Origin of the sequence: Lysobacter sp. 2RAF19 (assembly GCF_052115395.1) — a bacterium.
In the GTDB taxonomy this organism is placed as follows: domain Bacteria; phylum Pseudomonadota; class Gammaproteobacteria; order Xanthomonadales; family Xanthomonadaceae; genus Noviluteimonas.
Window position 1 is genome coordinate 557,829 of record NZ_JBFRGO010000002.1, and the last position, 22,151, is coordinate 579,979.

Genomic DNA, 22,151 nt, shown 5'->3' on the forward strand with positions numbered 1-22,151 from the left:
GTCAGTCGACGGAAATTCCCGCGAGGCGCTGCAGCGCTTCGGCGTACTTGGCGCGCGTGCGTTCGATGACATCGGCCGGCAAACGCGGGCCCGGCGCGACCTTGTTCCAGCCGACCTGTTCCAGGTAATCGCGCACGAACTGCTTGTCGTAGCTCGGCGGGCTGATGCCGACCTTGTATTCGTCGGCCGGCCAGTAGCGCGAGGAATCCGGCGTCAGCATCTCGTCCATGACGTAGAGGCGGCCGTCTTCGTCGGTGCCGAATTCGAACTTGGTGTCGGCCAGGATGATGCCGCGCTGCGCCGCGTGGTCGCGCGCGAAGGCGTACAGGCGCAGCGTCGCATCGCGCACCTGCTCGGCGAGGTCGGCGCCGACGATGCGCACCATCGTGTCGAAGTCGATGTTCTCGTCATGGTCCCCGACGGCGGCCTTGGTCGAGGGCGTGAAGATCGGCTGCGGAAGTTGTTCGGCCTGGCGCAGGCCGTCGGGCAATGCGATGCCGCTGACGCGACCGGTGCGCTGGTAATCCTTCCAGCCGCTGCCGATCAGGTAACCGCGTGCGATCGCTTCGACCGGCACCGGCTTGAGCTTCTTGGTCACCACGGCGCGCTTTTCGTAGCGCGATGCCTCCACGCCCGCGGGCAGCACGCTGGCCACGTCCACGCCGGTGAGGTGGTTGGGCATCAGGCCGCTGGTGCGATCGAACCAGAAGTTGCTGATCTGGCAGAGCATCTCGCCCTTGCCGGGGATCGGATCGGGGAGCACGACGTCGAAGGCCGAGAGGCGGTCGGTGGCGACGATCAGCAGCCGGTTGTCCGGCAGCTCGAACACATCGCGCACCTTGCCGCGATGGCGCAGGGGCAGGCCGGGCAGGTCGGCTTCGAGGAGGGAGGGACGGGTGTTGCCGGTTTCGGACGCTTGCATCGCCACTTGCACGTCTGGCAGGGCCGCGTAGTGTACGCCGGCCCCCCGCGCAGCGCCTGTAGACTGCGCCCATGACGCGCTGGTACGGAAAACTGCTGGGAGCCTTCGCCGGGGCGGCCCTCCTGCGCTCCAACCCCTTGCTGGGCCTGCTGATCGGCCTGCTGCTCGGCCATGCCCTGGACAAGGACTGGTTCTCCGGCAAGAAGGAGGACCCGTACGCGGCGCTGGGGCTCACCGAGGAGGCGAGCGACGGCGAAATCGACCTGGCCTACCGCCGCCTGATGTCCCAGTACCATCCCGACCGCGTGGCCGGCGCCGGCGACGATCTGCAACGGCAGGCCGAAAGCCGCTCGCGCGAGATCAACGCCGCCTACGACCGCATCAAGACCTTGCGCAAGAAGCGCTCCTGACCTTCCGGACCCCGAGCATGCAATCCACTGTCATCGCGCCTTCCATCCTCTCGGCCAATTTCGCCAGGCTCGGCGAGGAAGTCGACAACGTGCTGCGCGCCGGCGCCGACTGGGTCCACTTCGACGTGATGGACAACCACTACGTGCCGAACCTGACCATCGGCCCGCTGGTGTGCGAAGCGCTGCGCAAGCACGGCGTGACCGCGCCGATCGACGTGCACCTGATGGTCGAACCGGTGGACCGCATCATCCCGGACTTCGCCAAGGCCGGCGCCACGATGATCACTTTCCATCCCGAAGCCAGCCGCCACGTGCATCGCACGATCCAGTTGATCAAGTCGCTCGGTTGCCAGGCCGGCGTCGTGCTCAATCCGGCCACGCCGGTGGAAGTGCTCGATTACGTGCTCGAAGACCTGGACATGGTGCTGCTGATGTCGGTGAACCCCGGCTTCGGCGGACAGGGCTTCATTCCCTCGGCGCTGCAGAAGCTGCGCGCGGTGCGTCAACGCATCGATGCCACCGGCAAGGCGATTCGCCTGGAAATCGACGGCGGCGTGAAGCCGGAGAACATCGCGGAAATCGCGGCGGCCGGCGCCGATACCTTCGTCGCCGGCTCGGCCATCTTCGGCCAGGCCGACTACGCCGACGTGGTCAAGCGCATGAAGGATGCGGTGGCCGCGACGCGTCGCTGACAAAAAAGAAAGGCCGACACCTTTCGGTATCGGCCCTCGTGGAAGCAATCCCGCTTCCGTCCGTCGTCCCTGCGATGGCCTTCGATTTTCCGTGAGAAGCGTGACGCCCGCGTGACAATTTCGCCCGAACAATTCCAGCAACTCGCGCAGGAAGGCTACACGCGCATCCCGGTCGTGCGCGAAGTCCTGTCCGACCTCGACACGCCGTTGTCTGTCTATTTGAAGTTGGCGGACGGGCCGCATACCTATCTGTTCGAATCGGTCGAAGGCGGCGAACGCTTCGGGCGCTACTCGATCATCGGCCTGCCCGCGCGGCGCGTGTACGCCTTCGCCGGCAGCACCTTCTACGCCACCGAGCTCGGCGAGCTGGTCGACTATCGCGAGATCGACGATCCCTTCGCCGAAGTCGAGCGCCTGCGCGCGGAGCACCGCGTGCCCGAAATCCCGGGCTTGCCGGGCTTCACCGGTGGGTTGGTCGGCTGGTTCGGCTTCGAGTGCGTGCAGTACATCGAAAAGCGCCTGAAGACCGAGACCGAAAAGACCGACGAACTCGGCACGCCGGACATCCTGCTGATGCTCAGCGAGGAACTGGCGGTCTTCGACAACCTCAAGGGCCGGCTGTACCTGATCGTGCACGCCGATCCGGGCGAACCGCAGGCCTGGGCGAAGGCGAACCGCCGCCTTGATGCACTCACGCATCGCCTGCGCCACGCCGGTGCGAGTTATCCCGAGACGCTCGTGCCCGCTGCGCTGGACGAAAGCCACTTCGTCAGCGGCTTCACGCGCGAGGGCTTCATCGAGGCGGTGGAGAAGAGCAAGGAATTGATCCGCGCCGGCGAAATCTTCCAGGTCGTGCTGTCGCAGCGTCTGTCGGTGCCCTTCCAGGCGCGGCCGGTCGACGTGTATCGCGCGCTGCGTGCGCTCAATCCCTCGCCCTACATGTATTTCCTCGACGTGGGCGGCACGCAGGTCGTGGGCTCCTCGCCGGAAATCCTCGTGCGCCTGCAGGGCGGCGAAATCACCGTGCGCCCGATCGCCGGCACGCGCCCGCGCGGCCAGACGCCGGAAGAAGACCTCGCGCTGGAAGCCGAACTGCTGGCCGATCCGAAAGAGCGCGCCGAACACCTGATGCTCATCGACCTGGGCCGCAACGATGTCGGTCGCGTCGCCAAGCCCGGCACCGTCGAAGTCGGCGAGCAATTCGTGATCGAACGCTACAGCCACGTCATGCACATCGTCAGCGAAGTGACGGGCCAGTTGCAGGACGGTTTGACCTACGCCGACGTGCTGCGCGCGACTTTCCCCGCGGGCACCGTGAGCGGCGCGCCGAAGGTGCGTGCGCTGGAAGTGATCCGCGACCTCGAACCGATCCGTCGCAACGTTTACTCCGGCGCAGTGGGCTACATCGGCTGGCACGGCGATGCCGACACCGCGATCGCGATCCGCACCGCCGTCATCCAGGATGGCCGCCTGCACGTGCAGGCCGGCGCCGGCATCGTCCACGACTCCGATCCGCAGAAGGAGTGGGAGGAGACGATGAACAAGGGGCGCGCGCTGTTCCGCGCCGTGGCGCAGGCGGCGAAGGGGCTGTAGGCGTCGGCGGGCCGTCGCGCAGACGCTTCGCATTGCTCCGCCGCCGCGCGCGGCGGCACCGTGCGGCAACCCCCCGATGGAGTTGCCCCATGCGCATCGTCCTGCTTGCTTCGCTACTCCTGTCGTCCGCGGCGATGGCCACCACGCCCGTCGCGCCTGCACCATCCCCGATCCGCACGCCGATGCAGCTCGAAGCGCACCTGCACGCCGCCGGCTATCGCAACGTCTTCGACGTCGACCTCGACGACGGGCTGTGGGAAGCGAAGGTGCGCAAGTCGGGCGGATTCTGGCGCGAGGTCGCGGTCGATCCGCAGACCGGGCGCATCTACGACGGCGCCGGTGCGCGTTCGGTGGAGGCCTTGAACGCGGTGTCGCAGATCGTCGCCGACAAGGGCTACACGATGATGGAACTCGCCGAGCAGGACGGTGCCCTGTGGGAAGTCGATGCCATGGACGCGCAGGGCAAGTGCCTGTCGCTGCGCGTGGACGCGGCCTCCAAGTCGATCGTGCAGGCCCTGCCCGACGACTGCTGACCGCCCGGCCGGGGGATGCGCGTTCCTTGATGCATGCGCGCCTCCCCCATCGCGGTCCTGTCTCGCCTGTTGGCGTGCCTGGTGTTCGTGGCCGGGCTGGCGCACGCAACCCCCGCGACGACCGTCGCCACGCCCCCCAGCGTCCGCACCGCCGACGCCGATAGCGCCACCGCGCGCTTCTTCAACCGCGACATCGCGACCTTCCGTTCCCGCTTCCTCGGCAATACGCCGGAAATGCGCGCCCGCGCGGCGGAAGCGAACATCGAGCGCATCGTCGAACAACCCGGCGTGGCGCAGGCCACGTTCCAGAACGCACCGCAGGGCGTGATCATCCTGCTCGATGGCCAACTGGTCACCGTCGTGACGCCCGCCGATGTCGACCGGCTGCGCAACGAAACCCTCGACAAGACCCGCGCGGACATCCTCGCGCGCCTCACCGACAGCGTGAATGCCGCCGAGACCGCACGCGCACCGGGGCGCGTGGCGCGTGGCATCGGTTGGGTCGTCGTGGCGACGATCGTGCTGCTGGTGGTGCTGTGGCTCCTGCGCCTGTTGGCCACGCGCCTGCGCACGCGCGCCGATCGATGGACGACCGCGCGCCTGTCGCGCATTTCCAACGAGTCGGCGCGCCACATGGCCCTGGCGTTCATGGCCAGTGGTCGTGGGCTGGCGCGCGTTTTCGCGTGGATCGTGCTGCTCCTCGTGATCGAGGAATGGCTGCGGTTCTGCTTCTCGCACTTCGCCTGGACACAACCGTGGTCCGGCGCGATGACCGCATGGATGGCCGGGCGATTCTCGAAATGGGGCAACGCCATCCTCCATTCGGTGCCCGGCCTGGTCACCGCGGCGTTCATCCTGGTGGTCGCGCGCGTGTTCGTGCAGGCCATCCGGCTCGCCTTCGACGGCGTGGCGCACGGGCACTTCCGCCTGGTCGGCATCGATTCGCAACTGGCCGAGCCCACGCGCAAGCTCATCATCGTCATCGTGTGGTTGTTCGCCATCGCGATGGCCTATCCCTACCTGCCCGGCGCGGAGACCGACGCGTTCAAGGGCCTGAGCCTGTTCGTCGGCTTGATGGTCTCGCTCGGTGCATCGAGCATCGTGGGGCAGGCGGCCGGCGGGTTCACGCTGTTGTATTCGCGCACGATGAGCATCGGCGACGTGGTGCGCATCGGCGAGATCGAAGGCACGGTGCAGCAGATCGCGTTGTTCACCACGCGAATCCGCACGCCGCTGGGCGTGGAGGTCAGTTTCCCGAACAACGTGGTGATGGGCGGGAAGCTGGAAAATCTATCGCGCGCGCCGGACGGGCCCGGGTTGTGGCTGCAGGCGATCGCCGTCATCGGCTATGAAGTGCCGTGGCGGCAAGTGCATCGGCTCCTGATGCAGGCCGCGCACGCCACGCCGGGCGTCGTCGAGGAACCGCCCCCGATGGTGTTGCAGACGGCGCTTGGCGACTTCGGCATCGAGTACCGGCTGCGCGCGCGCATCGCCGACGTGCAGGCGCGATGGGTGACTCTCAGTGCCCTGCACGCGCAGATCCAGGATGCATTCAATGCCGCGGGCGTGCAGATCATGACCCCGCATTACGAAGGCGACCCGGAGTCGGCGAAGATCGTGCCCCGGGCGCATTGGGAAGGCACCGGCGAAGGTTAGTTGCCGGCGACCTTCACCTCCGGCACTGCGTTCCATTCGCTGTCCGGGTCGTATTGCGTCATCGCTTTGACGATGTCGTCGGTCTTTTCGCCCAGGTTGCGTTCGAACACCTGGCCGTCGTAACCGATCATGAAGGTCGTCACGCCCGTATCGCCGTACTTCGCGGGCCATGCGACCAATGCGAAGCCACGCACCATGTCGTTCCCGAGCATGAAGTCGTGCGCGCCGCCGGGCGCCGACGGGCCCTGCTTGGTCAGGATCCGGTAGTGGTAACCGAGGTAATCGCCCTTGGGCGTGTCGTCGCCGAACACCGGGCCGAGCGGACTGATCTCGCCGCTGTCGTCGGGCGCCCAATACAGCCCGTCGTGCAGGCCATCGGTGCTCACCAGCTTGGTCGCGTATTCGAGCGTGCCGTCGCCGTCGCGGTCTTCTTCGGCGTAATCCATCTGCGCATCGTGGTACGCGCGAACCGCCTGTTCGACGTCGAGTTCGTTGCGGCCGATGCGACGCGCGCGGATCTCGGGTTCGCCGGCGGCCAGGTCGAAGTGCCACCCGCCGTTTCCTTTCTTCAGCGGCACCGGCAGGACCCACCCATCGCTGCCCGCGACCAGGTCCTTGCCGCCGTCCTTGCGATCCTTGTAGGCGTGCGAGGCGCGGTACTTCTGCAGGAAGGCATCGACATCCTTGCGATCGATGCTGTCCTCCGGCACGTAGGTGCGCCAATCGCTGCCGAGCAGGGTGGCGAGTTTGGCCCCGTCGGCCTTGGTCGTGCCCAGCGCATCGACGAGTGCGTCGCCGGCCGCTTCGGGCGTGGGATAGGCTTGCTGCGCGAATGCCGGGACTGCGCACACCGCAAGCGCAATGCACAAGCTTGTCTTCCGGATCGTGTTCATCGACGACGCCCTCCGCCACCGCCGCCCCGCGAAGGACGGCTCATCGAACGCCCGGCGCCACCGCCGCCGCGCGACATGCTGCTGGAATGTCCACGGCTCGCGGCTTGTCGCGATGCACCCGAATTACTGGCGCCGGAGAACGCGTTGTTCCGCGAATTGCCGTAGTCGCCGCGCCCGCCGCTGCTGCGCGCAAGATCGCGCGAGCCGGCATTGGTCTGCCCGTTCTGGCGGTATTGCGACGCCGAGCCACCCGGCCCGCGATCCACGCGTCCTCCACCGGCCTGCGACGAACGCGGATCGCGCGAAGCGGTCTGCGCACGATCGCGTGCCTGTTGGTTGTTGCGCGCCGGCTCGAACCCCTGGCGCTCCATCTGCTGGCGCGCCTGGTCGCGCGACTGCGAGCGCGCGGCGTCTTCGCCGCGGAAGCGCTCGCGCGATTCCCCGCCGGCTTGGCGATTGCCGTATTTGTCGCGGCTGGCCTGGTCGCGATACGGCACGCCGTCGCGCCGCGATCCATCGTGTTGCCAGCGCTGCTCGCCGCGGTTGCCCATCTGGCGATCGCCGCGATCGATGTTGCGATTGAATTCGTTGTAGCGGTTGGAGTTGATGTTGACGTCGCCGCCGCCCCAGTTGCAGTCGCCCCAGAACCCGACGGTGATGCCGATGCCGATGCCCCACGCCACGCCGGCGGCGAGCGCCGCGCCCGGGTAGTAATAGGCCGACGGCGGATAGTAGTAGGGCGGATAACCGGGATAGCCCCACGTACCGTAAACCACGGTGGGGTTGTAGGCCGGCACGTAGACGGTTTCCGGACTCGTGGATTCGATGACGATCGTCTGCGTCCCGGAGCCGGGCACCTGCGTCGCATCGGTCGAGACCTTCTGGTATTCGTTCGACTTGAGGTTGCCCGCCGCCTGCGCCTTGTGCCGCAGCTCCTGCGCCATCGCCATCACGTCGTTGGGTTGCGCGAGGAAGGCATCGCCGAGCTTCTGCACCCACGCGATGTCCGAACCCATCATGCCCACCGCCTGCGGGAAGGCGACGAGCGATTGCACGCTCGCATCCCAGTCTTCCTTGGCGACCGCTTTCACCGCGGCATCGCCTTTGGTGTCGGGATGGTCCTTCACCCATTTCGCGGCGTCGGCGACGTCGCCGGGATACGTGGAAGCCATCAGCACCTGTGCGAGAAGCGAGTCGGGATACAGCGCGACCGGTGCGACCAGTTGCGCGATTTCCTCCTTCGAGAACACCGCGCTCTGTGTCGACGCGCCTTGCGTCGAGGCGCTCTGCGAGGACGACGATGCGCGCTCGGTCGGCACGCTCGACTGCGCCGCCGCGTCGAGCGTCACCGCCGCCGACAGCATGCAGGCCAATACCAGGAGTCTTCGTTGCAGTGCCATGGGGCTCTCCTCAGAGCGGCAAGTCGTAATAGACCATCACGCGCAGGTCCTTCAGGTCGGTGTCGCCCGGGTCGTCCTGCGCGACGTACGCGTAGCGCACGCGCACCATCAAGCCCTTGAGCGTTCCTTCCGGCGGCGACCACTGCACGTTGAAGTCGGTTTCGCCACGACCATAGGCGCTGGCCGCATCGGGGTCGGAGCCTGCGACATAGAGCGCGTACGCGCTGACGCCCGTCTCCTTCGGCCACGTGTACTGCGCGCGGATCAACCAGGCATCCTCGCCGGCGCGATTGAAATCCTCGACCTGCACGCTGGTGTAACCGGGATAGCCGCTCCACGGCGCGGTCATGTCGCGATCGCCGCTGGCCTTGGTGTAGGCGCCGGTCAGCAATGCGCCGCCCGCCGCGACCTCCGCCTTCAAACCGAATTGCTTGGCGTGGAAGTCGCTGCCGGTGAGGGCGTTGTCGCCGACGCTCTGCTGGTCGCTGTACTGGCCGGCGAAGCGCAACTTCGCATTCCCGCCGATCGGGATCGCGTACTTGGCCTCGGTGTAGAAGATGTTGATGACGTCGTTGCTGTAGTACTCCACGCCACCCACCGAGAGCTCGCCGCGCGTGTAGTTCAAACCGCCCGCGAACACGCCGCGCTTGACCGAAGCGCCCGCGTCGTCGGACATCGACACGAACTCGTCGGAATTGCGTTCCTTGATCTTGTCGAAGTAGCCCGCGCCCCAGCGCCATTGCCCGCGGCTGGACTTCGGATCGCCGTGCAGGCCCTGCACCACGCCCGCGAGGAACGTGTTGGGCGTCATGCGGCTGTCGTTCTTGTTGAGGTAGGGCGTGTCGAAGGTGCGCGCGCCGATGGTCATGCGCACGTCCTGGGTGAACAGGATCTCGGTATAGGCCTCGCCGAGGACCGCATAGCCTTCCTGGCCGGGCTTGAGCAACAAGGTGCCGTCCTTGTCGTCGGGCCCGTACAGTTTCCCGGAGCCATAGGCCGTCGCGCCGAAGGAGAAGCGATCGCGGAAGTAGCCGGTCTTGAATCCGGCCGAACCGCCGAGCGCCCACGCTTCGCTTTCGCTGTCGTCGTACTTTTCGCGATCCAGGTAGTACGTGCGCAGCTGCACGTTCCAGTCTGTATCCGCCCACGCCTTGCGGCGCGTTTCGCGCACCCACTCGTCGTAGGTCTGCACGCCGAAGGCCTTGTCCAGGTGCGTGGCGCTGTCTTCGTTGGAATCGCCCGCCTGGTCTTCTTCGGTCGGGGCCGTCGTCGTCTGCGCGACGACGGGCCCGGCGACGAGCAAGCCGAACAGGGCGAGCAGCGATGTCGGCGCCCGGCTCATTGCGAGAGCACCATCGCGAAGTAGCCGAACACGGTGTACAGGACGCCAGACACCGCATAGCCGACCGGGAAACCCACCCACGGAACGCTGCTGCCGATCTCCTTCGCCGCTTCGCGCGCGGGGCCGGAGTGCGAACGCGAACCGGCAACGCCGCCCATCAACACTGCTGGATTGATCTTGAAGAAGTGGAGCCCGATCGCCCAGGTGATGAAGGGCGGGATCGTGCTGGCGATGAAACCGGCGAGGAAGATCTTCACCGCGATGCCGCCGGTCAACTGCTCGAGCAGGGTGGCGCCCGCGTTGATGCCGACGATGGCGATGAAGGTCACCAGGCCGAGGTCTTCGAGGATGTTGCGCGCGGCGTTCGGCGTGCTGCCGAAGTAACGCAACCGCGACACGACCGACGAGACGAAGATGCCCGACAGCAGCAACCCGCCCGCGTTGCCCAGGCCCACCGAGAAATCGCCGACCGGCACGGTGATCTTGCCGATCAACAGACCGATGACCATGCCGGCGGACAAGGTGAGCAGGTCGGTCGACGTGCTCGGGCGCGCGATCTTGCCCATCAGCGCGCCGACCTTGTCGACCGCGCCCTTCAGGCCCGTCAGGTACAGCACGTCCAGGCGCTTGATCGTGGTGTCGGTGCCGAGCGGCAGCGGCTCGCCGCTGCGTTCGACGCGGCTGATGCCGACCTGGCCTGCGTACTCTTCCTGGGAGAAGGACTTGAGCGTGCGGCCGACGAGTTCCTTGTTGGTCACCAGCACTTCGGCCTGGTCGAGCGGGATGTTCAGCGCGCCCGAATCGGCGACTTCCGTGCCCAGCAATCCGAGGTTGGCGGTGAGGTCTTCCAGGCGCCCGCCCAGTGCGACGACATCGCCCTGCTTCAGCACGACGTCCGAAGCGGCACCCAGCGATGTCCCGTCGCGCACCACGTTCGCGATGCGATATTGCGGGTAGGTCTTGCGCAACTGTGCGATCGACTGCCCCGCCGTGGAGGCGTTCTCGAGGCGATAGGCGCGGATGCCACCGGCGCGATAACCGGTCAGGCCGACATCGTCGACGTTCTGCACACCGTGCGCCGTTTCGTATTCCTTCGCGGATTTGCGCGCATCGATGCCCCACCAGCGCGGCAGGTATTTGCACACCAGGATGATGCCGATCGTGCCCCAGATGTAGGTCACGCCGTAACCGAGCGCGATCATGCCCGAGACCTGTTCGGCGGTCGTGCCCGGAGGCAGTTTGTAGGCGCCCTGTTCGACGGCCATTTCCGCCGTGCCGATCGCGGCCGACATCGTCTGCGAACCGGCGAGCACGCCGCCCGCCGCGCCCGGCGGCAGCGCGAACCACTTCGCGCAGATGACGACGAGCGCCAGGCCCAGGCATGCGCAAATCACGGCGAGGATCGTGAAGGTGATGCCGTCCTTCTTCAGGCTGTTGAAGAAAGCCGGACCCACGCGCAGGCCCACGCCATACATGAACAGGTAATAGAAGAGGGACTTGGCGAAGTTGTCGAGCTGCAACTTCACGCCGTAGGTCGATGCCCACGTCGCGAGCGCGGCACCCACCACCACGGCCGCGGCGACCATGCCCAGCCCGTAGCCCTTCACCGAAAACTTGCCGACCCACACGGCCATTCCGACGGTGAAGAACAACAAGATGTACGGATTGTCAGCGAGGAACTGGAAGAAGCCTTGCATGGCCGTTCTCCTGGAACGCGATGGCTACATGGACGTCGCACGGCCCGACAGGACCGAGGGCTTGATCAACTTGATGCCGGCCGCCGCGTGGTAGCCGTGGATTTCCTTGACATCGAGCTTGCGCATGAAGGCGATCGTGTCGGCGGTGATCACCTGGCCCGGCACCATGATCGGGAAGCCCGGCGGATACGGGATCACGAAATTGGCCGAGACCATCTCCGGTCCTTCCTTCAGGCGCTTCTCGACGTCGTCGCTGTTGAGGCGCACGAACTCGCAGTTGCTTTCGTCGTAGGCCATGAAGAACGCCGGCCGCATGTGGCCTTCGTTGCTCGGCGCCTTCGGGTTCTCGCGGAAGCCGTCGTGGAAGCGGCTGAAGTTCGGCAGGTCGGGCACGTCGGTCATCAGCGACTTCACGCGTGCGTCGAAGATCTCTCGTCCCGCCTTGCCTTCCTGCGCAAGGCGCTTGTCGATTTCGCGCGCCATGTCGGCCAGCGCCTTGATCAGCAACGCCGCGTCCGAATGCGTATTGTTGATGTTGGTCTGCACCAGGATGGAGTTGCGCGACGTCTTGTTGATCTGGATGTCGAACTTCTCGGCGAGCAGGCCCTTGAACTGCGTCCCGTCGAAACCGGCCGAGCCGCAGATCAGCGTGATGCGCGTCGGGTCCAGTGCGAACTCGTCGTTCTGCCAGGCGTCCACCATGTCGGCCCACGAGCCGTTCGGCGGGCCGTAGTCGGTCAGGCCCGATTCGCGGAATTCGGCCGGAATCATGTCGGCCGGCGTGGCGACGTGGAAATACTTCGAGATCAGCGGATGGTCGTTGATGGTCTGGCGCAGGCGCAGCGCGAGCTCGGTCATGCGCATGGTGAGCGCGAAGCCTTCCAGCTCCATCTGGCGGCGCGCCAGGTCCAGCGACGCGATCAGCTGCAGGTTGGGCGAAGTGGAGGTGTGCGCGAAGAACGCTTCCTCGAAGGGGCCTTCCACTTGATGGAAGTCTTCGTCCCACACCAGCATCATCGAGCCCTGGCGGAAGGCCGACATCGACTTGTGCGTCGAGTTGGTCTGGTAGGCGCGGATGCGCACCTTGTCCGGATCGGGCAGCGCGTGCCCGTCGAGCCACGTGGCGTCGTTGGGCTCGGGATTCTTTTCCTTCCACTTCTTGTATTCGGCGCGGTAGGCATCGCTGCGATAGCGGCGCGTCAACGCCGCGGCCGCGCCCATTGCCGTGCGCTTGCGATGCAGCGGGCTGAAGCGCGCGAAACCGAACCAGGCTTCGTCCCACAGGAACACCAGGTCGGGCTTGATCGCCAGGCACTCTTCCATCACCCGGCGCGGGTTGTACATGTGCCCGTCGAAGGTGCAGTTGGTCAGGTCGATCACCTTGACGCGATCGAGCTTGCCTTCGGCCTTGCAGTCCAGCAACGCCTGCTTGATCGTGCGCAGCGGCACCGCGCCGTACATCGAATACTGCGTCAGCGGGAAGGCTTCGACGTAGTAGGGTTGCGCGCCGGTCAGCACGAAACCGTAGTGGTGCGACTTGTGGCAATTGCGGTCGACGATGACGATGTCGCCGGGTTTGCAGATCGCCTGCACGACGATCTTGTTGGAGGTCGAGGTGCCGTTGGTGCCGAGGTAGGCACGCTTGGCGCCGAACGCGCGCGCGGTGGCGTCCTGCATCTTCTTGATGTTGCCGGTCGGTTCCAGCAGCGAATCCAGGCCGCCCGTGGTCGCCGAGGATTCGGCGAAGAGGATGTTGGTGCCGTAGAACACGCCCATGTCGCGGATCCAGTTGGAGCCGAACACCGACTTGCCGCGCGCGATGGGCAGCGCGTGGAAGGTGCCGATCGGGCGCATCGCGTACTTCTTGAGGTTGTCGAAGTAGGGCGTCTCGTAACGATCCTTGATGCCGTCGAGGATCGCCAGGTGCAACTCCATCGGCTCTTCGATGCTGTGGAAGATGCGGCGGATGGGCGCGGCTTCGTCGCTGGCGGCGAGCAGTTCGGTGGCGCGGTCGGTGAGCAGGTACAGGTCGATTTCCGGCCGGAAATCGTTGATCGCCTGCGCAAGGCGCGTGGAGATGGCGCCGGGCGCGATGCTCGCCTTGTCGACCTCCATGTTGCGCGCCAGAAAGTCCTTCAGGTCCGGGATGTCGTGCTTGGAGGAGAACTGGAACCCGTCGATCAGCACGACGGCCTGGATGTTGGAATTCAACATCACCGCCAGCGCGCCGTCCTCGAAACTCCCCACGTGGAAGACCGCGTAATCGAAGGGATCTTCCGCACGCCGCATGCGGCGTGCTTCGTCCACCGAGCGCGACCATTGCGCCGGATCCGACGGCGTGACCACGAGCACTTCGAAATACGGCTTGCCCTGCGCGCCGGACTCCAGGTCCGGCGGCAGCGTATCGAGCAGGCGCTTGTCGGCCGATTCGCTGGTGTCCCACGCGTGTTCGTCGCGGCGATAGTCGCCCGAGCGCAGCGCGGAAGAGACCTTCTGCACCAGGCGCCCGAACGTGGAGGCGCCGCCGCCTTCCAGTTCGTCGCGCAGCGCGTCCATCAGGCGCGGACCGGGATACGCCCAGCAGTGTTCCAGGCGCGAGATCTGCGCCAGCGTCGTGCGGCATTTGCCGCGCATCTCTTCCGAGGCCTTGGCGTCGCCCCTCGCCTCCGACCACGCGCGGGCGTATGCGGACAATTGCCGCCATTGATCCTCGCGCGCGATGGCCGCGGCGAAGACGGTGTTGAGGGCGGCGGGATTGGCTTGGGCGTTGTCGTTCATGATGGCCTCGCGCGTGGGAGCGACGTCAGGGGTCGGAGCGCATCCAGCAACACCTTGTCGTCCACGGGTTTTGTGAGGAACGCGCGCGCCCCCTGGGCGAGGCTGCGCGTGCGGTTTGCGTCGGTGTCGTTGCCGGTCAGCACGACGACCGGGATCGACGAACGCCGATCGGCGAGTGCGTCCTGCACGTCGAACCCCGACATGCCCGGCAGGTGCAGGTCGAGGATGAGGCAGTCGATGCCTTCCAGATGCGCCATGAAATCCGATCCTGTGGCGAACAGGCGCACGTCGAATCCGGCGGCGCGCAGCAACCGTTGCAACGCGCGCCGGACCGGGGCCTCGTCGTCAAGCACTGCGACAGTTGGCGTGCGCCCGGTCATCGAAACCGGACGCTAAGCCCCCGTAGCTGGGCCTTCAATTGGCCGTTGGACCAACGATGCGCGCCGTGGCGCAGGGTTCGATCGACAAGCGCGCGGCGAGCCGCACCAGATCGGCGAGCCGGCGCACGCCCAGCTTCTGCATCACGTGCGCGCGATGCACCTTGACGGTTTTCTCCACCACGCCCAGGTCGGCCGCGATCTGCTTGTTGAGCTTGCCGGAGATCAGGTGCGGCAGCAGTTCGCGCTCGCGCGGGGTGAGGCTGTCCAGGCGAATCTGCAGGTCGCGATTCTCGACCTTGCGCTCGCGACGCCGCCGATCCTGGGCGATGCCGTCGCGCACGGCGGCCAGCAGGGTTTCCCCGTCGATGGGCTTGACGAGGAAGTCGACCGCGCCGGCTTTCATCGCGCGCACCGTCGTGGGCACGTCCGCGCAACCGGAGAGGAAAACGATGGGTACGTCCATGTTGCGATCGTGCAACGAGCGCTGCACGTCGAGCCCCGTGCGACCGGGCATCGCCAGGTCGAGCACGACGCAGCCGGGAACGTCGGCGTCGTAGCATTCGAGGAAGGCGTCGGACGAGGTGCTGGACTGCGTCTCGATGCCCGCACTGGCCAGCAGGCGCGCGACCGACTTCAGCACGCGCGGGTCGTTGTCGACCAGGTGCACCACGGGCGAGGCCGGGGACAGGGACATCACGGCGCGATGCCCGGCAATTCGAAGGCAACCAGCGCGCCGCTTTCGAGCGACTGCGCCCACACGCGCCCGCCGTGCGATTCGACGATCGTGCGGCAGATGGCCAGGCCCATGCCCATGCCTTCGGACTTGGTGGTTTCGAACGGGTCGAACATGGTTTGCGCGATGGCCGGTTCGATGCCGTGCCCGCGATCGACCACTTCCAGCTGGACATTCGCACCGACCTGCCGCGTCAGGATGCGCAACAGGCGCGGCGCGGGCACGTTCATCATCGCGTCGCAACCGTTCCGCACGAGGTTGAGGACGACCTGCTGCAACTGGATGCGGTCGCCTGCGACCACGGCCAGTTGACCGGACAGCTCCAGATGGACGTCGATGCCGCGTTGCACGAGATCGGCGCGCACCAGGTGCAAGGCGTCCAGGACCACGCCATTGAGCGACAGCGGGACGTGGTCGACGTGTTCCTTGCGCAGCCACTTGCGCAGGCGCTGGATGACTTCGCCGGCGTGGCGATCGTCGATGACGATGTCGTCGATGATGTCGCGGATTTCGGTGAGGTCCGGTGGATCGGCGCGCAGCAGGCGCTGCGCGGCCTGCGCGTTGCACAGGATCGCCGACAACGGCTGGTTGATTTCGTGGGCGAGCGCGCCGGTCAATTCGCCGAGCAGCGCCACGCGGGACAGATGCGCGAGTTCGTCGCGCAGCAGGGCGGTTTCGCGCTCCAGGCGGCGGCGCTGCGTGGCGTCGACCACACTCAACAGCAGCATCGCTTCGTCGCCGATCGACACGCCATGGCACTCGACGTCGACCGGGAGCTCCGACCCGTCGGCGCGCGTGGCGAACAATTCGCGCGCGCCGCCGTCGAAGGACGGCACCAGCGAGTCGGCGAACACATGCGGCATCGCATCGTGCGGATAACCGAACAGCGCTTCGGCCGCGGTGTTGGCGAGCAGAACCCGCCCCCCATCGCCGGCCAGCACCAGCGCGCCGGGGACCGCATTCATCAAGGCGTGCATTTCCGCGAGCGGCAGTCGATGTGGCCGCGTGTGCGGCGCGAGCAGTTCGCGCGCGGTCTCGCGGACGTGGTCGAAGAATGCGCTGCGGGGCCGTCCTTGCCCGAATGCCACGCCGCGGATGACGACGTGGTCCCGATTCTCGCCATCCTGTGCATGGCCCATCAGTTTCGGCCCGCACCTCGGGGGAAAGGTGCTTTATCACGCGTCCTGCAGTTACCCGAACGGGGGATATCCAGATCGGCGGCCAAATTCACTCGTTCGGGGTAGACCGGTTTGCACGAGAAGAATCCGCCGAGTTGCCCCAAGGGACAATATCCGCACGTCGGAGGGGTCCCTAGGATCGAACCGTTCGTCGGCCCATGCGGGTCGGCATTTCGGGAGGGGCCGTGTCCACCAGATTCCTGCGCGCCTGGTGCGTCGTGCTGGTCCTGTCCTGGGCCGCGCCTGCGCATGCCTCCCTGCTCGAAGGCGACGCGCTCGACACCATGGCCAACGTCATCGCGTGGATCGCGATCATCATCGTGCCGGTGGTGCTGATCGCCGCGTTCTGGTGGGTCCACATCATGCCGGAGAAGATCGCGGAGAAGCGCCACCATCCGCAGTTGCAGGCGATCAAGATCGTCTGCCTGCTTTCGCTGGTGTTCGGCGGGATGCTGTGGCCGATCGCGTGGGTGTGGGCGTATTCGAAACCCGTGCTCTACAAGCTGGCGTACGGGCGCGACAAGGAAGATCCGCACGGTCACGGCGGCGACGCTGTCTCCCTGCAACCGTCACCCGACGATGACTTCGAGGCCACGGAGCAGAAGGCCACCTGATGGAAATCATCCTTCTCCTGATCTACTCGAGCATCGTTTGGCTGATCTTCTTCAAGTTCAAGCTGCTGCCGTGGAATTTCATCAGCCAGATCATCGTGTTCACGCTGCCGATCTTCGGCATGGCTGCGCTGATCCTCTATCTCAACGTCGTGGCGCCTTCGACGTCCGACGTGCGCGTGCTCAACTACGTCGTGCAGGTCACGCCGCGCGTCACCGGACGCGTCATCGAAGTCCCGATCGAACCCAACCGCCCGATCAAGAAGGGCGCGGTGCTGTTCCGCATCGACCCGGAACCCTTCCAGCAGAAGTTGAGCGAACTGGAATCGAAGCTGCCGGAATTCGCCGCGAAACTGGATAGCGCCAACGCCTACCAGCGCGAACTGAACGAACAACTGCGCGCTGCGCGTTCGACCAGCGATGCCTTGTCGGCGAAGCTCGAACTCGCGCTGCGGCGCGAAGGCCAGACGCGCGATCTGTCGAAGACCGGCGCGGGCACGAAGTTCGACTACGAGCAGGCGCAGACCGACGTGCGCAGCATGCGCGCGGATTTGGCGCAAAGCGCCGCCACGGTTTCGCAAGTGCAACAGAAGCTGTCGGCGCGCACCGGGAAGGGAGAGTTGTCCGAAGTCGCGCAGGCACGTGCGGCGGTCGAGCAATTGAAGGCGCAGATCGCCTACGCGAAGTGGGAACTCTCGCAGACCGTGTTCTACGCACCCGCCGACGGCACGGTGGTGAACCTCCAGTTGCGGCCCGGCTCCTACGCCGCGCAGTTGCCGATGGTGCCGGTGATGTCCTTCGTCGAGAACGAGCAATGGATTCTCGCGATGTACGCGCAGAACGAGTTGCGCAACATCCGGCCTGGCGATGATGCGGAAATCGCGTTGCAGACGTATCCCAACCGCATCATCAAGGCGACGGTCGATTCGATCGTCTGGTCGTCGGGTACGGGGCAGTTGCCGTTGTCGGGCACCGTGCCGCAGACCGGCACGCAGCCCATTCCGCCCGGGCGGTTCGCGGTACGCCTCAAAGCCTCCGGGCGCGACACCAAGACCTTCCTGCCGATGGGCGCGCAAGGCAATGGTGCCATCTACACGCAGCACGGCCACCTGGTGCACATCATCCGCAAGGTGATCATGCGCGTGGGCACCAAGCTGGATGCGCTCGTGCTGAAGTTGCACTGAGGCCGGCATGGCGCGACGTCGCATCGCATTCGCATCCGGGCTCGCGGCCGTGCTGCTCGCCGGCTGCGCGACCTCGCCGGAGCCGACCGCCGACGAGGTGCAGTCGCAGTCGCTCGGGCACGTCCAGGTGCCGCAGGGCTGGCGCAGCCCCGCGAACGCGGCGCCGGTCGAAACCGGCTGGCTCGAGACCTTCGGCGACTCGCAACTCGACGCGCTGGTCGCCGAAGCGCTCGAGTACAACCCCGACCTGGAAATCGCCGCCGCGCGCGTCGAACAGGCCGAAGCGCAGGTCGATCTGGCCACCTCGCAACTCAAGCCCGCGATCGGCATCCTCGGTCGCGCCGGTTCCAAGCCGGTGTCCGACCTCATCGCGATGCTCAGCGGCGTGATGTTGCGCATGTCGTGGGAAATCGACCTGTGGGGTCGCCTGCGCTACGCACGCAACGCCGCGAGGGCGCAACGCGATGCGAGCAGCGCCGATTGGCGCTTCGCACGGCAATCGCTCGCCGCGTCCGTCGCGCGCGCCTGGTTCCTGTCGACCGAAACGGCGCAGCAGGCCAAGCTCGCCAATCGCATGGCCGACGATGCGCAGCGCTTGGTCGGCCTCGCCGATGATCGACAGCGCATCGGCGCGGGCAACGAAACCGATGTGGTGGCTGCGCGTGCGAGCGCGGCCAACTACCAGGACGCCGCGCGCCAGGTGGAACTCGCGCATCGCCAGGCCTTGCGCGCATTGGAAATCCTCGTCGGGCGTTATCCCGCGGCCGCCCTCCAGGCGCGCGAAGACCTCGTGCCCTTCCCCGGCCCGGTGCCGGCGGGCATGCCGGCCGATGCGCTGGATCGACGCCCCGATCTGCTGGCCGCGCAACGTCGCGTCGCCGCCGCCTTCGACCTGGTGGGCGAAGCGAAGGCCTCGTTCTGGCCGTCGATCACCTTGTCCGCCGGCTATGGACGCGTGTCGCGCAAGGCGATCGACTTCACGCAAAGCGAGAGCGGCAACACCGCCAGCATCAGCGGCACGGCCGTCGTGCCGCTGTATACCGGCGGCCAATTGACCGGCCAGGTCCGCCTGCGCACGGCCGAACAACGCGAAGCGGTCGCCAACTACGCACGCCTGTCGTTGCAGGCGCTGGATGAAGTCGAGAACGCACTGGATGCCGAAGCCACGCTCGCAACGCGAGAAGAATTGCTGCGCGCGTCGGCGGAAGACAGCCGCCGCGCGGCGGGCCTGACCGAAACCTCGTTTCGCATCGGCAAGTCCGACCTGCGCGACGTGATGGGCCGCATGTTGTCGGCCAACGCGTCGGAAGTGGCGCTCCTCGCCGTGCGGCGGGAACGCCTTGTCCGGCGCGTCGATCTCCATCTCGCATTGGGCGGCGATTTCATCGCCGGCCCACCCACCGCGGACGAGGCGCCCGGCAGCGGAGACGCGAGGTGAAATGGTTGCTGGTCTTCGCGCCGATCGCGCTCCTCCTGGAGCAGTTCGCGCCGGACCGCATCCTGCTGATCTTCGCCACCGCGGCGATTTCGATCGTGCCGCTGGCCGGCATCATGGCGCAGGCGACGAACGTGCTCGCCGAACGCGTCGGTCCGTCGATCGGCGGCCTGCTCAACGCCACCTTCGGCAACGCCGCCGAATTGATCATCTGCCTGGCCGCGTTGCGCGAAGGGCTGCACGCGATGGTCATGGCGTCGCTGGCCGGCGCGATCATCGGCAACATCCTGCTGGTGATGGGCATCGCGATGGTCGTCGGCGGACGACGTTGGGGCGAGCAGCGCTACGACGTGGCGCTGTCGCGTTCGCTGTCGGCGATGCTGACGCTCGCGGTCATCTCGATGATCATGCCGGCGGCGTATCGCGCGGTGGTGCCTTCCGAATCGGCGGCGATCGATTCGGTCAGCGTCTGGATCGCGGTCGTGCTGCTGGCGATCTACGCGTGCAGCGTGGTGCGCACCCTGCGTGCGCCGCGCGAAGCGAACGAAGGCCACGACGCGCACGGCGGCGGGCACGAGGCGCCCGGCTGGTCCCCCGGGCGCGCAGCCCTGGTGCTCGGCGCGGCGACCGTCGGCGTCGTGGTCATGAGCGAAATCCTGGTCGCGGTGATCGAGCCGGCGACCGAATCGCTCGGCCTGTCGCCCGCCTTCTCCGGTGTTTTCGTGCTCGCGGTACTCGGCGGCGCGGCCGAAGCGGTGAGCGCGATCATGGCCGCGCGCGCGAACCGCATGGACCTGGCGATGTCGATCGCGCAAGGCGCCAGCGTGCAGCTCGCGTTGTTGATCGCCCCCTTGCTCGTGTTGCTCAGCTACGTCATTGGCCCGGGCCCGATGCCGCTGGTGTTCTCGCCGGGGCTGGTGGTCAGCGTGTTGCTCGCGGTCATGATCAGCGGCCAGGTCTCGTCGGACGGGCGCACGGACTGGTTTCGCGGCGCGCAACTGTTGTCGGTGTACCTGATCCTCGCGGCGGTGTTCTTCTACGCGCCCGGCGCATCGGATTGAACGATGCCGCGCGAGTCCGCGAACCTCGTGCAATGGTGGGGACGCAACCGCCACGCGGTGCTGTTCATCCTGCTCATCGTCACCATCGCGATGGGGCCGTTGCTGTCGTTGACGGGTTCGGGCGGATGGATGCTCAACGCCTGCCTGGGCGTGACGCTCCTCGCCGCCGCACTGGCGCCGACGCGCGGGCGCGTGCGCCGACGCGGCCTCATCGTCCTGGCCATCGTTGCGATCGTGCTCGGCCTGGCGCCGATCCGCACCGGCCTGGGGCACACCGGCCCGATCACGCTGGCGTTGTGGGCGGGCATCGCGTTCTTCGCGGCCGCGCGATCCCTGCGCTATGCGATGTCCAGTCCGCGGGTCGACCGGCAGCATCTGTTGGCGGCCCTGAACACCTATCTGCTGGTGGGCGTGTTCTTCGGTGCGATCTGGGTCGCGCTGGAACAGGCCCAGCCCCACTCGCTGTTCCTCGGCGGCGCGCCGATGGCGGCGATGGGGCTGCCCGACGGCATCTACTTCAGCTTCGTCACGATGGCCACGCTGGGCTACGGCGACATCACGCCGGTGACACCCATCGCGCGGGGCCTGGCCGTGTTCGAGGCCATTTTCGGCCAGCTGTACCTCGCGATCATGGTCGCGCGGCTGGTCAGCTTGCGCATCGCAGTCGAATCCCGCGACGACCCCCCGTAAGTACCCACGCCGCCCTGTCCGGGTGAGGGCCGGGCGACCGTTGTGTCATGGAGGGGAAGGGCGTCGTCCACGCAACCGCAGTGTTCGAGGAGAGGTCATGAAGATCGCCACGATGTCCCTGTTGTCCCTCGCGTGTGTCGGGCTGCTTGCGCCATCGCAGGCGCGCGCGGTCGAACCGCTGGACACCTTCAGCTTCCGCATCGGCGGTTACATCACCTCCTGGGACACCAAGGTGCGCGCCGACGGCCAGACCCAGCGCGGCTCGCAGGTCGAGCTGGACCGCGACTTCGGCCTGGACGACAGCGCGACCATCGGCTACGTCGGCCTGACCTGGCGCCCATGGGAGAGCCACGAGTTCGGCCTGACCTACTACCAGGACGACGCCGATGCCACGCGCACCATCGCGCGCGACATCACCTTCCGCAACACGACCTACCAAGCCAACAGCACGGTGAGCGTGGACGTGGGCATCGACGCCTACGAGGGCTATTACGTCTGGTGGGCCGCGCAGAAGGAGAACTGGACGCTGGGCCCGCGCGTGGGCCTGGTCTGGTACCGGCTCGACATGGCGATGGCATTGCAGGTCGACGTCAACGGCAATGCCGTCGGCGGTGCGTTCCGCGAAGAGGCGCAAGCCGACCTGCCGTCGCTGACGCTCGGCGGCGCGTGGCGCTGGACGCCGGGCGGCCACAACGCGTGGCGCATCGGCGCGGATGTCGGCTACTTCAAGGCGAACATCAACGACGTCGACGGCGACGTGACCTTCGGTCGCATCGGTGTCGAGTGGTATCCATGGGAACGCTCGGGTTTCACGCTCGACTACTCGCTCAGCAAGATCAGCGTCGATGCGCGCAAGACCGACTTCATCGGCAACCTGGACTTCATCGATAGCGGCCTGAAGCTCGGGTACATCTATCGCTGGTGAGGTCGTGCCGGCCCTGGTCGGGATGATTTGATCCGGCG

20 protein-coding genes are annotated in these 22,151 nt (G+C 66.7%); 11 read left to right on the forward strand and 9 right to left on the reverse strand.

Going from position 1 to position 22,151, the window contains the following annotated elements:
- Window position 1: 1 nt before the first annotated feature.
- Window positions 2–922 carry a phosphoribosylaminoimidazolesuccinocarboxamide synthase gene (locus tag AB4059_RS09430; RefSeq protein ID WP_498978655.1) on the reverse strand — a complete coding sequence of 307 codons (921 nt, stop codon included), beginning with the start codon at window positions 920–922 and terminating at the stop codon, window positions 2–4.
- A 71-nt stretch (window positions 923–993) separates the two neighbouring features.
- Here AB4059_RS09430 and AB4059_RS09435 point away from each other — a divergent pair, with 71 nt between their 5' ends.
- The 5 genes from AB4059_RS09435 to AB4059_RS09455 all read left to right on the forward strand — a co-directional run bounded on the left by AB4059_RS09435 (window position 994) and on the right by AB4059_RS09455 (window position 5,806).
- Window positions 994–1,332 carry a J domain-containing protein gene (locus tag AB4059_RS09435; protein ID WP_498978656.1) on the forward strand — a complete coding sequence of 113 codons (339 nt, stop codon included), beginning with the start codon at window positions 994–996 and terminating at the stop codon, window positions 1,330–1,332.
- 17 nt (window positions 1,333–1,349) lie between these two features.
- A complete protein-coding gene (rpe, locus tag AB4059_RS09440; protein ID WP_498978657.1) occupies window positions 1,350–2,024 on the forward strand; it encodes a ribulose-phosphate 3-epimerase in 675 nt (224 codons plus the stop codon).
- 117 nt (window positions 2,025–2,141) lie between these two features.
- On the forward strand, window positions 2,142–3,617 hold the full coding sequence (gene trpE, locus AB4059_RS09445) for an anthranilate synthase component I (RefSeq protein ID WP_498979051.1): 1,476 nt from the start codon (window positions 2,142–2,144) through the stop codon (window positions 3,615–3,617).
- 89 nt (window positions 3,618–3,706) lie between these two features.
- Window positions 3,707–4,150 (forward strand): PepSY domain-containing protein, encoded by a 444-nt coding sequence (locus AB4059_RS09450; RefSeq protein WP_498978658.1) that lies wholly within the window; start codon window positions 3,707–3,709, stop codon window positions 4,148–4,150.
- A gap of 33 nt (window positions 4,151–4,183) precedes the next feature.
- Window positions 4,184–5,806, forward strand: a complete 1,623-nt coding sequence (locus AB4059_RS09455; RefSeq protein WP_498978659.1) for a mechanosensitive ion channel family protein — start codon at window positions 4,184–4,186, stop codon at window positions 5,804–5,806.
- Here the strand turns inward: AB4059_RS09455 and AB4059_RS09460 are convergent.
- The 8 genes from AB4059_RS09460 to AB4059_RS09495 all read right to left on the reverse strand — a co-directional run bounded on the left by AB4059_RS09460 (window position 5,803) and on the right by AB4059_RS09495 (window position 16,168).
- Window positions 5,803–6,699, reverse strand: a complete 897-nt coding sequence (locus AB4059_RS09460; protein WP_498978660.1) for a DUF2950 domain-containing protein — start codon at window positions 6,697–6,699, stop codon at window positions 5,803–5,805. The two genes, AB4059_RS09455 and AB4059_RS09460, sit on opposite strands and share 4 nt — an antisense overlap.
- Complete coding sequence (locus AB4059_RS09465; protein WP_498978661.1) at window positions 6,696–8,099, reverse strand: DUF3300 domain-containing protein; 1,404 nt, start codon at window positions 8,097–8,099, stop codon at window positions 6,696–6,698. Before AB4059_RS09465 ends, AB4059_RS09460 begins: the two co-directional genes overlap by 4 nt.
- A 10-nt stretch (window positions 8,100–8,109) precedes the next feature.
- Complete coding sequence (locus tag AB4059_RS09470) at window positions 8,110–9,441, reverse strand: OprD family outer membrane porin (protein WP_498978662.1); 1,332 nt, start codon at window positions 9,439–9,441, stop codon at window positions 8,110–8,112.
- Window positions 9,438–11,138 carry an aspartate:alanine exchanger family transporter gene (locus AB4059_RS09475; RefSeq protein WP_498978663.1) on the reverse strand — a complete coding sequence of 567 codons (1,701 nt, stop codon included), beginning with the start codon at window positions 11,136–11,138 and terminating at the stop codon, window positions 9,438–9,440. Before AB4059_RS09475 ends, AB4059_RS09470 begins: the two co-directional genes overlap by 4 nt.
- Window positions 11,139–11,162: 24 nt before the next feature.
- Complete coding sequence (locus AB4059_RS09480) at window positions 11,163–13,916, reverse strand: Orn/Lys/Arg family decarboxylase (RefSeq protein ID WP_498978664.1); 2,754 nt, start codon at window positions 13,914–13,916, stop codon at window positions 11,163–11,165.
- Window positions 13,913–14,269, reverse strand: a complete 357-nt coding sequence (locus tag AB4059_RS09485) for a response regulator transcription factor (RefSeq protein ID WP_498978665.1) — start codon at window positions 14,267–14,269, stop codon at window positions 13,913–13,915. Before AB4059_RS09485 ends, AB4059_RS09480 begins: the two co-directional genes overlap by 4 nt.
- Before the next feature lie 61 nt (window positions 14,270–14,330).
- Window positions 14,331–14,990, reverse strand: a complete 660-nt coding sequence (locus tag AB4059_RS09490; protein WP_498978666.1) for a response regulator transcription factor — start codon at window positions 14,988–14,990, stop codon at window positions 14,331–14,333.
- Window positions 14,990–16,168, reverse strand: coding sequence for a PAS domain-containing sensor histidine kinase (locus AB4059_RS09495; RefSeq protein ID WP_498978667.1), 1,179 nt, complete (start codon window positions 16,166–16,168; stop codon window positions 14,990–14,992). The genes AB4059_RS09490 and AB4059_RS09495 overlap by 1 nt, the downstream gene beginning before the upstream one ends.
- A gap of 224 nt (window positions 16,169–16,392) precedes the next feature.
- On the opposite strand from AB4059_RS09495, the gene AB4059_RS09500 reads away from it, so the two are divergent.
- The 6 genes from AB4059_RS09500 (at window position 16,393) to AB4059_RS09525 (ending at window position 22,113) form a co-directional block, all read left to right on the forward strand.
- Window positions 16,393–16,821: a DUF3302 domain-containing protein gene (locus AB4059_RS09500; protein ID WP_498978668.1), complete on the forward strand. Its 429-nt coding sequence runs from the start codon at window positions 16,393–16,395 to the stop codon at window positions 16,819–16,821.
- Window positions 16,821–18,002: an HlyD family secretion protein gene (locus AB4059_RS09505; RefSeq protein ID WP_498978669.1), complete on the forward strand. Its 1,182-nt coding sequence runs from the start codon at window positions 16,821–16,823 to the stop codon at window positions 18,000–18,002. Before AB4059_RS09500 ends, AB4059_RS09505 begins: the two co-directional genes overlap by 1 nt.
- 7 nt (window positions 18,003–18,009) lie before the next feature.
- On the forward strand, window positions 18,010–19,440 hold the full coding sequence (locus AB4059_RS09510) for an efflux transporter outer membrane subunit (protein WP_498978670.1): 1,431 nt from the start codon (window positions 18,010–18,012) through the stop codon (window positions 19,438–19,440).
- A complete protein-coding gene (gene cax / locus AB4059_RS09515; protein WP_498978671.1) occupies window positions 19,437–20,498 on the forward strand; it encodes a calcium/proton exchanger in 1,062 nt (353 codons plus the stop codon). The genes AB4059_RS09510 and cax overlap by 4 nt, the downstream gene beginning before the upstream one ends.
- Window positions 20,499–20,501: 3 nt before the next feature.
- Window positions 20,502–21,188, forward strand: a complete 687-nt coding sequence (locus AB4059_RS09520; protein WP_498978672.1) for a potassium channel family protein — start codon at window positions 20,502–20,504, stop codon at window positions 21,186–21,188.
- A gap of 97 nt (window positions 21,189–21,285) precedes the next feature.
- Window positions 21,286–22,113, forward strand: coding sequence for a hypothetical protein (locus AB4059_RS09525; protein ID WP_498978673.1), 828 nt, complete (start codon window positions 21,286–21,288; stop codon window positions 22,111–22,113).
- Window positions 22,114–22,151 lie beyond the last annotated feature (38 nt).

Excerpts from the sequence above, each read along its gene's own strand:
- AB4059_RS09525 (WP_498978673.1), top strand. The coding sequence starts at position 21,286 with ATGAAGATCGCCACGATGTCCCTGTTGTCCCTCGCGTGTGTCGGGCTG.
- AB4059_RS09475 (WP_498978663.1), bottom strand. The coding sequence starts at position 11,138 with ATGCAAGGCTTCTTCCAGTTCCTCGCTGACAATCCGTACATCTTGTTG.
- AB4059_RS09470 (WP_498978662.1), bottom strand. The coding sequence starts at position 9,441 with ATGAGCCGGGCGCCGACATCGCTGCTCGCCCTGTTCGGCTTGCTCGTC.
- AB4059_RS09510 (WP_498978670.1), top strand. The coding sequence starts at position 18,010 with ATGGCGCGACGTCGCATCGCATTCGCATCCGGGCTCGCGGCCGTGCTG.
- AB4059_RS09505 (WP_498978669.1), top strand. The coding sequence starts at position 16,821 with ATGGAAATCATCCTTCTCCTGATCTACTCGAGCATCGTTTGGCTGATC.
- AB4059_RS09455 (WP_498978659.1), top strand. The coding sequence starts at position 4,184 with ATGCGCGCCTCCCCCATCGCGGTCCTGTCTCGCCTGTTGGCGTGCCTG.
- AB4059_RS09430 (WP_498978655.1), bottom strand. The coding sequence starts at position 922 with ATGCAAGCGTCCGAAACCGGCAACACCCGTCCCTCCCTCCTCGAAGCC.
- AB4059_RS09520 (WP_498978672.1), top strand. The coding sequence starts at position 20,502 with ATGCCGCGCGAGTCCGCGAACCTCGTGCAATGGTGGGGACGCAACCGC.
- AB4059_RS09460 (WP_498978660.1), bottom strand. The coding sequence starts at position 6,699 with ATGAACACGATCCGGAAGACAAGCTTGTGCATTGCGCTTGCGGTGTGC.
- AB4059_RS09435 (WP_498978656.1), top strand. The coding sequence starts at position 994 with ATGACGCGCTGGTACGGAAAACTGCTGGGAGCCTTCGCCGGGGCGGCC.
- AB4059_RS09480 (WP_498978664.1), bottom strand. The coding sequence starts at position 13,916 with ATGAACGACAACGCCCAAGCCAATCCCGCCGCCCTCAACACCGTCTTC.
- rpe (WP_498978657.1), top strand. The coding sequence starts at position 1,350 with ATGCAATCCACTGTCATCGCGCCTTCCATCCTCTCGGCCAATTTCGCC.
- AB4059_RS09495 (WP_498978667.1), bottom strand. The coding sequence starts at position 16,168 with ATGGGCCATGCACAGGATGGCGAGAATCGGGACCACGTCGTCATCCGC.
- AB4059_RS09465 (WP_498978661.1), bottom strand. The coding sequence starts at position 8,099 with ATGGCACTGCAACGAAGACTCCTGGTATTGGCCTGCATGCTGTCGGCG.
- AB4059_RS09450 (WP_498978658.1), top strand. The coding sequence starts at position 3,707 with ATGCGCATCGTCCTGCTTGCTTCGCTACTCCTGTCGTCCGCGGCGATG.
- AB4059_RS09490 (WP_498978666.1), bottom strand. The coding sequence starts at position 14,990 with ATGTCCCTGTCCCCGGCCTCGCCCGTGGTGCACCTGGTCGACAACGAC.